Source organism: Kaistella jeonii, assembly GCF_000812865.1.
Taxonomy (GTDB): Bacteria; Bacteroidota; Bacteroidia; order Flavobacteriales; family Weeksellaceae; genus Kaistella; species Kaistella jeonii.
In genome coordinates, this window is sequence record NZ_JSYL01000018.1 from 19,255 (window position 1) to 29,846 (window position 10,592).

General features: G+C 33.9%; 9 protein-coding genes. All 9 read right to left on the bottom strand.

All coding sequences use genetic code 11. The annotated features are described in order from the left end of the window. Nucleotides 1-219 precede the first annotated feature (219 nt). The 9 genes from tssR to OA86_RS14660 all read right to left on the bottom strand — a co-directional run bounded on the left by tssR (nucleotide 220) and on the right by OA86_RS14660 (nucleotide 10,277). Nucleotides 220-2,589 (bottom strand): type VI secretion system protein TssR domain-containing protein, encoded by a 2,370-nt coding sequence (gene tssR / locus OA86_RS14620; RefSeq protein WP_039354872.1) that lies wholly within the window; start codon nucleotides 2,587-2,589, stop codon nucleotides 220-222. A gap of 14 nt (nucleotides 2,590-2,603) precedes the next feature. Beyond that, nucleotides 2,604-3,533, bottom strand: a complete 930-nt coding sequence (locus tag OA86_RS14625; protein WP_039354875.1) for a PKD domain-containing protein — start codon at nucleotides 3,531-3,533, stop codon at nucleotides 2,604-2,606. An 11-nt stretch (nucleotides 3,534-3,544) separates the two neighbouring features. Further along, complete coding sequence (gene tssO / locus OA86_RS14630; RefSeq protein ID WP_039354877.1) at nucleotides 3,545-4,072, bottom strand: type VI secretion system TssO; 528 nt, start codon at nucleotides 4,070-4,072, stop codon at nucleotides 3,545-3,547. Nucleotides 4,073-4,082: 10 nt separating this feature from the next. Further along, complete coding sequence (gene tssO / locus OA86_RS14635) at nucleotides 4,083-4,607, bottom strand: type VI secretion system TssO (RefSeq protein WP_169743961.1); 525 nt, start codon at nucleotides 4,605-4,607, stop codon at nucleotides 4,083-4,085. 4 nt (nucleotides 4,608-4,611) lie between these two features. Continuing rightward, a complete protein-coding gene (locus OA86_RS14640) occupies nucleotides 4,612-5,283 on the bottom strand; it encodes a response regulator transcription factor (protein WP_039354879.1) in 672 nt (223 codons plus the stop codon). A gap of 76 nt (nucleotides 5,284-5,359) precedes the next feature. After that, nucleotides 5,360-6,505, bottom strand: coding sequence for a hypothetical protein (locus tag OA86_RS14645; RefSeq protein ID WP_039354881.1), 1,146 nt, complete (start codon nucleotides 6,503-6,505; stop codon nucleotides 5,360-5,362). Between the two features lie 5 nt (nucleotides 6,506-6,510). Further along, nucleotides 6,511-7,413, bottom strand: coding sequence for a TssN family type VI secretion system protein (locus tag OA86_RS14650; RefSeq protein WP_039354884.1), 903 nt, complete (start codon nucleotides 7,411-7,413; stop codon nucleotides 6,511-6,513). Between the two features lie 34 nt (nucleotides 7,414-7,447). Then, nucleotides 7,448-8,392: a hypothetical protein gene (locus tag OA86_RS14655; protein WP_039354886.1), complete on the bottom strand. Its 945-nt coding sequence runs from the start codon at nucleotides 8,390-8,392 to the stop codon at nucleotides 7,448-7,450. Nucleotides 8,393-8,402: 10 nt separating this feature from the next. After that, on the bottom strand, nucleotides 8,403-10,277 hold the full coding sequence (locus OA86_RS14660) for a type VI secretion system baseplate subunit TssF (protein WP_039354889.1): 1,875 nt from the start codon (nucleotides 10,275-10,277) through the stop codon (nucleotides 8,403-8,405). Nucleotides 10,278-10,592: the final 315 nt, after the last annotated feature.

The window sequence follows — 10,592 nt, forward strand, 5'->3', positions numbered from 1 at the left end:
TAAGATTAACCGGCAGTCAATGTTTTAAGAGTCCAAAATTTGAATGTGTAAATTTCCTAAAAAAAATTATCAGCTCATCTATTCATGATTTAAGAATGATAAGATGTCGGTCGGCTTCCATGAACAGTATATAACTTCTCTAATTTTTTTAAAAGATAATAAATTCAAAATCTGCTTTTAGACAAAAAAAAGACTGAGAATTAAATCCCAGTCTTCATTTTATAAACTTTCTTGTGGTGTGATTAGTGGTGCAAAATAATTGCTTAACCAATAATACGTTTCACCATTCTGATCGATTTTTATTTTAGGATTGCTTTTGTTTTCAAGTAAGCGGTCTGCTAATAAGCGATATTGTTTGAAGTAAGCTTTAACGGCTTCTTCAGGCATCACTTTAGACTGCTTCCAGCCAGAAAGCATATATTTTGAAAGAATTTCCTCTCCCGATGTGTCAAAACCAGTACTTAAACCTACAGAATAAGCCATTGATTTGTTTTTCAAATCACCTGATCTCAATTTCTCTGTTGATAAATTATACTTTTTTAATATTTTGATATAGGCATTTACAGCGCTGCTCTGTGAAAAGGTCTTGCTGAAAGAAAATGTTTCTTTATAAATCTCTTCATACAAATTTCTAAGTCGGTTATATTCCGGCTCAGAAATTAAAATACCTTTCTGAACAACTGGAAAAGAATTTTTAAAATCTTCCGTGTAAGTTCCTTTTGCTAAAAAAGGATTGTCATACTTCACAAATTGCGACGAAGTTTCTGTTGGTAAAGGCGCCGGAACATCTGAATACTCTGAGCGGAAATCTGGTTTTATTTCAGTTCTGGTATTCGCGATCGAAGATTGAAAATATTTTGTTAAAGATTTTTCTAAAAATATATTCTGAGCTGTTGCCTGAGACAAGAGACTGTCTAAACTTTTTGAGAGTAAAGCACTGGAATTAAAATCTCCCTTTTTTGGGAAAATTACAAAACCTTGCCACATACTTTTCTTAGGATAATCAAGAGAGTAAAGTCCCTCTTCCTGCTGCAGGAGACTGTAGTCATTTTTATTTAATACCATCGCCTGATCTGCAATTCTTTCTTTTTCAAGTTCTGCAATATTTTTCCCTGAATTGGTAATTATATTTTCTGATAGAAGTACGAAATTATTCGCTGATTCTGATGTTCCAGAGTAAGTCTGATAGGAAATAATTCTTGCTCTTGCTGCAGATAATCTGGAAATTGCGTTCCCCATATTACTTTGACTGGAATTTGCACCAATAAGAACTACTACATTTGTTTCATTTTTATGGGAGTCTAAAACCTGACCTGCCATTTCCATTCCATGCTGCATCGGTTGTCCGCCGTAACCGCTACAACGCATTAATATAATTTGTCGGTCGATATATTGTGAAACTTTTTCTGGATCTGTCGTTAATTCTGAGGCAGCAACGTCTTCACCACAAGAATTGTTTTTATATAAAACCACCCCAAAATTAACCTGTCGGAAGTACTTAATATTCTTTAATTTTAAAGATAGATCCTGTAAAGTTGATTTTGCGACTGCTATATTTTGGTCATTTTCATTACTTGCATCTACCGTAAGAATGATATTCAGATTCTTATTTTTCGATATGATCTCTTTATATTGAGGATGATAAAGAGGTTGACCTAAAATATTATAAATAAAATTTTTGCTGTAATCTAACGCATTGGTGTAGAATTTCCCCTTGTCAGCCATTGCTGGATTTAAAGGATTTGTACTGATTATATTCTCTAAAGGATCTCTGTTAATAGCATCTGATACTTGGAAAGTTGTACTTGCTGTAGTACCTGAGCTTTCTTTTTTGATAGATAAATCATTTTGCCCCGTAAATTTATAATCAGGCGACACGCGAAGTGCAGATTTGTCACCCCAAAGTGTCACAATATTAGAGCTTACCCACCCATACAGATTTTTCGAGATGCTGTCAATTTTCACAGAGGGAGATTTGCCGATCAAATATCGTTTACTGTCTTCTGCTTTTTTATAGATATAAACCAACTGACCAATTGGAAGTTTTACTTTAGCCTGATTTGTTAAATCTGGGGAAGTGAATACGAGTACAGAATCATTTTTTAAATACTTATCTCCTTTTTTTAAAACATCAGATCTATTTGGCGTAAGCGTGGCTTTAATGTTAAACCCATTTGCATTATTTTTTACTGAATTGGTCCAGAGTAATAACTGGTCTTCGGGAATCCAGCCGTAAGTTTTTACAGATTTTGAAGGCAGTTTTTGCAAAAGTGCATCAGGATTATATGCTGCTACTTTCACCAAACCTCTAGCATTTTTATGTTTTACAACTAATAAAGGTTCTAAAAATTTAATTTCTTTTGGTGATTTCTCATCGCCTTTTTTCATAAAAACAACATTGCTGTTTCTATCGGATATTACAACCCACGGCTCTTTTTTTAGCGGATAACCATTCGTAATTTTAATTTGGTCGATCATTCCGTACACCGTAGGTTTTGGCGTCGTATTCGACGGGATTCTCACGTTACAACCCATGATCAGGAATGATATTGCAAGAAGAAAGGCTGTCTTTAGTAATGTATGTTTCATAATTGTAGTCTTTTTTATTCTTTGCTTTGTTTCACTTCTACTTTCGTTACGCAATTCTGACCAGGATCGACCGTTGTTGTAACTTCCTGTATAAGGTTGTTTTTATCAAACTGAAGTCCCGTGCAGTAGTAGTAGAAGGATATGTTTTTACCATTTGAAGAAACAGAAACATTTTCTTTGTTACATAAATATGTTCGAAGCAAATAATAATAATGCATATTGAAATTACTTCCATTCGCAATTTGTTGCAAGTGGTATCTAAAATCATCATTCATCTTATTGATCACTTCACCTTGCGTAGGCGCGATAGGCTGTATTTCCTGCTGATTTTCCACCGGATAGGAAGGCAATATTTTTATCTGATGTACGATCGGTTCTGTATCAGCATCTGTGTATAGTGTAACAACGTAGGTCCCCGCATTTTTGAATGCATAGGTGACCATTTTATCTTTCGCATCAATATTACCAGTTTCCCCAAACTTCCAGGAATAAATTTTCGCGTCGTTTGACACCGCTCGGAAGAGTACATTTTCTAACTGCATCGCTTGTGATGGTGCATCAATTACAGTAGAAGTTCGAACGGAAGGATCAGTAATAAGTGCTACTACGGCAGATGAAACTAAGATGGGAAAAGTTTTGGTGTACTCATTATCTAAAATTAATGAAACTTGGTAATAACCAGGTTTTTTATAAATATGCAAACCTTTTTGCTCCGTACTTTCAGAGCCATCACCAAAGACCCATTTTCTGGTTTTTCCAAACGATGTTTTGTCTTCAAAACTGACAGATTCACCGACATTTACCGAGTTAGGGGAAACTGTGGCGACCATATCTTCAGAGGTGTAACCCTTTTTTTGCAGTGCCCAGATCAATAATCCGGCGAGAATAATTACGGCCGCTGAGATCAGCAGAATATTCCTTCTGTTTTTTTGTATGTAATTCATAGTTCTATGTTTTATCTTCCGTTATGCATGATGAGTGCATTATCTCTTTGATTCATTTGCTGGGCTTTCTCTTTTACATTAATGAGACAGTTATCATACTGCTGCTTAAACAGATCTACATTTTCTTTGGTAATATGCATGTCTTTTTTATCAAGCTGATACATTTTATAAAAATTAGCGATTCTGGCATAACCTCGTTGTCTTGGATCTGTAACCGCAGTAATTTTAAATGCATTTCCTATGTCACTTATTCCAACATCAATATCATTATCCTGCATTGGATCAGATTTTTCGGGATCCATCTTATTGAGTTTTGTAAATGTACTGTCAATGGTTTTTTGCATTGATTTTTGAGCTTCGTCAAATTGAGATTTTTCCTGCAATATTAAAACGCTGTGAAGGTCAGCATCAGAAAATGGTGAATGAAATTTTCTTAGCGTTATCACTGACAAAATTAATATAGTGATAAGCATCATTCCCAGTAAATAAAGGAAATAATGTCTTTTTTCTTTGTTTGATAATGTAATATTTACTTGCATCTGAATCTTTTTAATAAAGTTTTCCCTTAGGTTTGTTTTTCTTTTTGATGCCTTCAGTTACTCGTCCGTCATTTCCCATGCATTCATTTAGTAACCTGGAAATACTGGTTTTTTCCATTTTTTTCTTTAACAGCTCATTTTTATAGGTGAGCATTGGCTGCATTTGTTTTAGAAGAATTGAAATCTGTTTTAAATCTGCTACGCTGTCTTCTGCAATTAATTGGTTACCAACCTGAATATCCTGAATGATAGAATTCCGCAAAAACATATCATTAGAAACTCTATCACTACTCATCTGGGACATCTTTTCATATATTGTATCTAACTTTATATTTAATAATTCATTTCTACCAAGCATGTCATGATAAGCATTTAGATCTGAGCGAATTTCTTTATTCTGCATTTCTGCGCTTTTAAAAAATAAAAAAACTGTACAGAAAGCCATTGCGCAAAGGATTATAAAGGAAAGAATAAAATTTCTTGTCCCTTTTTGTACATCGTCTCTATTAAGTCTTTTTTGTCCGGATGATATCATATTATTAAATACTTGAGTTATAGTACCCTTTTTCCACGCAAAATCTCACCAGATCAAGTTTGCTTTTTAAACCTAGTTTTTCTGTAAGACGCGTGATATAAGTGTCAATAGTTCTTGCGCTAAGATTTATTCTGTCCCCGATCTCTTTATTGCTGTAGCCTTCGTAGGAAAGTTTAATAATTTGGATTTCGGTAACAGAAATGTCCTGTTGTTCCCGCTTCTGTCTTTCCATATAATCCTGCACCGATTGAGATTGCGAAGCCCATTCTTTTTTATAATCTTCATAATTACTATTTTCAGACAAGATGCAATTTCTAAGTAAGTCTTTGATGATAATGCTGTTTTTTTGACAATAAAAAACATTGGGAATATCTGCGATGAGATTTGCCATATCTTCCTGATACGTGTCAGAATAGGTGAGGATCGGAACGGTATTATTTGTTTCGCGTATAAATTTAATAGCTTCTATACCGCTAAGAATGGGCATAAAGAGATTAAGAATGAAAATATCTTCTTGTTTTCTGTACAGTCTGTTAATCAGTTCATTCCCATTATTGCAATCATTAACAATGGAATAGAAAGGATTTTCTAAAAGCATTTTGATTAAAAACTGTTTAAAGTAATAATCACTCTCAGCAATAGAAAAACGGACTAAATTAGTAGAATTATTTCGCATATAAACTCATTTAATTACTCCTTAACTTTTTTTGAAGATACTTCTTTTTATAATCTTTTCGCAGATCATTTTTAAGTTAATCTAGGACACTCCATCCTTTTTTCGGATCATTGGTCGATTTTACCTGCTGCTCATTTACGATCACATTTTCTTTTCTCTGACCGATATAATCCAGTTCACTCAGTTTACCTAAAACCTGTTCCAGACTTTTTAGCATTATTTGCGTATTGTGGAAAATTTCGCCCGTATCATGATGAACGTAATCGATCTCTGCAACGCTTGAAAGCTGGTTTAGTAGGGTATGAGGAGCTACTTCGCTCCATTCTAAACTGTAATTAAGCATTTCTTCTAATTCGGCCGGGATCATCATCTGAGTATCATTGTACAGGTGAAGTGCTAATTTAGAAAAAACATTCATCATATAAATTGGTGGCTCATTATACACCATATTTTTGAACTCAAAATAGTTTTCGCTGATATGATTCACAATTGTTTTACAAATCTTTTTTACATTATTGGCCAGTTCATCATTTTGATTTTTATGGGCAACTTTCTGTAAGATTTTGAAGGCGTAAACCCTTAAATTACTCATCGAATGAGAATATTGATTGTAGTATTCTACCAGTTTAGGATGCGCTTCCACAGAAGTACAGGGTGGAATAAAATGTTCATCGATCTGCGCAATTCCAGATTTAATGGCCACTTTACCTAGAATAATAAAATTTCCGCCGGAATATCCACTTAAAAGTAAAGCAGTATCAACAAGTTCTATTTTGGAGTTTGCCTTCGTAAACGGATGTCTGGGAGGAATTTCTTCCGAATTTATTTCCCCGAAAGAGATTTTATCAAAAGGATTTACAGATGCCAGAATATAGTAGTCTCCATTACTCTCATTGTCTTCGGTATTAAGATCTTTGGCTAAACTGCGGATGTTAACTTTAAAATCATTGACTTCTATTCGATGACCGGCGAATGTAACTGCTGACAATTTTTTTATAATTAATTGTGCATCGTTGGTCGCAGTAGATTGAATTTCAAAAATTCTCTTGTCTCCGTAACTGTCTGAAAATGGCAGCAAACCATAATTAAAAGCATTTATTTTAACGGAATTAGCGTCCCGAATAGCATCAATTATGAAGTTTTCCTGCTGTATCAAGTGTTCTCTGGAAATTTTCATCCCATCTACCCAATTGACGGCGTAATGTTTTATTGGCTCTATCATACTGTTTAATTTTTAAAGGAAAAGCCTTCCTCCTTATTGTTAATAACCCGTTTGCAAATTACATATTCGTTCTCAGTGAGATTATTGGTCAAAATATCTTTTTCAAAATCGATATATTTTCTCATGCTGAAAAATGATTTCTTTACATAAAATATCCAGTAAAATGCTTTTCCTGTTTCATCAAAAAGTTGAATTTTAGAATTGGCATTTTTAAAATTGTAATCATCAACCACTCTAAAAAACCATTCTCCAAATGTAATTTCTGTAGGAAGCGTTTTTGCTTTAATGTTAAATCGCTGCTCGTCATCAACTTTTTTACTGAGCTCAACATTTAAAACGAGTAACTGATCAAAATCGACTCCTTTAAAATTAAAGGCTTTTTGATCCGGATCAAACTGCCACGTTTTATAAATATCAAATGGAATACTGATGAACTGCAGATAACTGTAGTAAAAAATTAAAGGAATGATAAAAATAAACACACTGCTTGCAGCCATGTACTCATTGCCTAAACCTTTACCAGTAAAATTAAAAATCAAAGCGAAAAAATAACCGCCGACGATTAAACACGTGATCGTTAAAACAAACTCAAAGAGTATGGCTTTCCACATTTTCTCAAAATGCTTTCTAAAATAGAAATGCAGCAAATTAACGTGTAAAATCCCCAATCCTAAACTAATCCCCATGCTGAAAAGATACCAGTACGGACTAAAAAGATTACCGGAAAAGCCCAAAAACCCTAGAAGTGCAAAGGAAAGAGAGGTTAGTAAAACATAAATGATGATCGTTCTGATCTTGATATCTGGTTTCCCTTTACGGATCGCTCCCATTACGAAAATCATAACGGCTGCAAAAATTGGCATTAGCAAATACCTTAAAAAAATTCCTTTAACAGAGCTCAACTCCATTGTATTCTTGTTTTAGTTTATAAATATAATTAAATTAAATGAAAGTAGAATAACTAAGTCTGCTCGTATTTTCGGTCTCATTTAAATAAAAAGATCTTTCATTTTTTTCCGTTATAAAGTCTTCAAAAATCTTAACAGAAAGAGGGAAAAGATAGTCGTAAATTTTCAATAAAAGTTCACGAAACGGATGTCCCGGTATAAATTTATAGATTTGTTCATATTGAATAGGTCCGATATTAACTTTCCAGTTGCGTTCGCCGTCCATATGTTTGCCATTTGGTATCAAAGAAATGCCCAGTTTTGCTTTTCCTAATACCATCATATCTGTTTTATCTTCAAAAGATTCTATACTGTTTGGGACAAATGTAATATTGACGTTCAATTTCAAAAACGCGGAGAGAAAGCTTTCGATCCATTCAACATTTCCCCTAAATTCATGCAAAAAAGGGATGATATAGAAAAAAATATGGGCTGTATTTCTGTCCAGATCTTTTATTAAAGGCCAAAGTTCTGCCAAGGTCTTCGTTAAAACATCAGATTTATCTGCGATGGAATATTCAGATTCTTTTAAAAGCGCTAAAATTTCTGTGTGGAAAATTTCTAATTCAAAAGGCTGAAAAAAATTGCGCGCATTTTCTTCCACTTCTTTTTGCCGGCGTATTTCCTTTACTACATTTTCTACACCTTTATTATAGTTACCAAGTGTTGGAGGGTGAAAAAGTCCTTCCGGGAGGTAGTCATAAAGGCTTTCCCGATAAGTTTCCATGATAATGGTTTCTTCGTCTAAACCATAATTGCTGAAGTACACTTTTTTCAGGTCCTTCAAATAAGGTCTGTCATTAATACCCGTTCTTTTAATAAATATGTTTGAATTTTCGTCGTAATATTTCAAAAGATTGGCAGCAACAACTTCTACTTTAAAATCTGTTCCTAAAGTATTATAATCGAGTTGTGCCAAATAAGTAGTGTCTTTTTTCATAAAGTAATCCTTAAACCTCTAGAATTGCCGCATCCTCACTTATTTTTAGTCGATATTCTATTCCGTCTATCGCTTTATTTTTGATGTTATTCTTCATCGTAGTTGCCATATTATTCCAGTATTTACTTCCGTAATAGGAATAATCCTGTACAACGATTTCAATATCTACCGTTCGGATAAAACCTTCGCGGGGTTTATCACTGATCATCGTTCCTCTCGACACATTAATTTTTTTCAATGAATCTTTTAGGATCATTTTGCAGTAGTTTTTTACATCTTCTACCGAAATTATTTTGTCTTTCGTGGTCAAGGCGTATTTGTAAGCTAAAATAGTGTCTGACTGTTTCTGTTCTTCTGCACCACCGGAAGTTTGAGTAAGAAGAGTTAGAGACTGTGCTCTCTTTTGCGAATTAAAAACCGTTCCCGGCCGGATATTATTTGCCAAAGTACAGTGCGAGATCCAGAAAGAAGCATAAGTGTGTGCTGCGCTTTCTACCGGTTCTATAATTACATAATTCACATCCTCCTTCAATTCCTGATTGGCGATCTCAACCTTCTTCATCAAGCCTTTCATTTTCTCAGAAATTTCTCCAAGAACATCTTTTACTTTATCCCTGTTGATGATGGAAAACGCGGCTACTTCATCCCGAAGCAACTCCATGACGTGTGCCATAAGATCTGTGGCATTGCGGTTTGTAAATCTTTCCATTCCACCTTTTCTCAAAGTATACAGATCACCGTCGAGATTTCCTGTTGGTGTAAAGGGAATCTCCATATATTTTTTTCCTTTTCCGTCGATTACTTCATCCACGTAAAGAAAAAATTCGTCATCCGTTGTTTCCAGCGGAATATTATTCCCCATGATATCCAAAGCATATTCGGTTTTTTTCCAGCCGCGGTTGTAGATGGGAAAAGCATTTAATACGAAAAGAAAATTTTCCAAAATTTCTGCGGTAAACTGTGGTGGAAATTCAAGTTTTAGCCAAAGAATTTTTTTACCTCGATAAGGTGCCCATGCTGTATTTCCATCATCAATATCATCTGGTAATCCAGGTTCTATTTTTTTAAACATAGAAGGATAAATTCCGGTAACTTCAATAAATTTTTCCCGGTAGGTATTCTTAATGTCTTCTTTAATTTTTTCTTTGATGGACTGGAATTCAAAAATCTTTTCAAAACCTTCTGAAGTTCTGTCTTCATGATAGCTTAATCCTGATGATACTTCTAAAGGAATATCATTATGAAATACCTTCACATGAGGTAAAAGCCGGTAAACAAAATCAACATTTTCATAGGTGGGATTTGAACAGAATAAAGCAATTTTCGTCGGAAAAACTTCAGAATTATAATCGCTGATGTCGATTCCTAATTTGATCGTTCGATATTCCTCCACCTTAGCTTCTAATCGAAGAATGGGGATTTTATTGAGTTCTTCGTCAATACTGTACGCTGTATTTCCAATAATAATTAAGGCAGTTTGAGCTCTGATCAACTCTACACTGTCGATAGGAGTAAAAGAAATTTCTACCTGTTTGTCAGATTGGTTTTTCTGAAAAGAATTCAGTTGTTTTTTCAGAAAATATTCCGAATGTTCCATGATCAATTCCTTGTCTTCATCTGGATAGGAAAAAGCAATGGCATGGGAAGGGTTTGGATGCGCGTATTTTGTCGGCGTTAATAAACGGGATAATTTTTCTAAAATTCTACCATTTATACTTTCAATTTCATTATTAGCTTTAAAAATTTCTGTGCTAAAAGCGTCAATAAGTAACTTGACGAAAGGGTCGAGAGACTGGATGTTCTTTAGGCCCCACAATTTTGTGGCGTTTTGCAACATTCTAGCCTTAATGGCTTCTTTGGAGTAAATTTGTTGATTTAAATTCATATTGATTTACCGAATAATCTTTGGTTTTCTATTGAATTACACTGTTATTTCTCAAAAACTAAATGTACATAAAATTAAATTAAATAAGTGCGATTTTAATGCTTTGAAATCTAGTCTTTTAGATAAATTTAACTTTTTATTTGGACTGATTAATTGTAGAAACTTTGTTCTAAAATAAAAATAAATCTCAAAATTGTAGTAGAATTACTACAAAGAATATTAAAAAGTGGGTCTATCTTTGAATTATCAAAAGCGAAAAGACAGTAAAAAATTCAAAAATAATTTAACAATTTAAAATTTAGAAATCATGGCAGC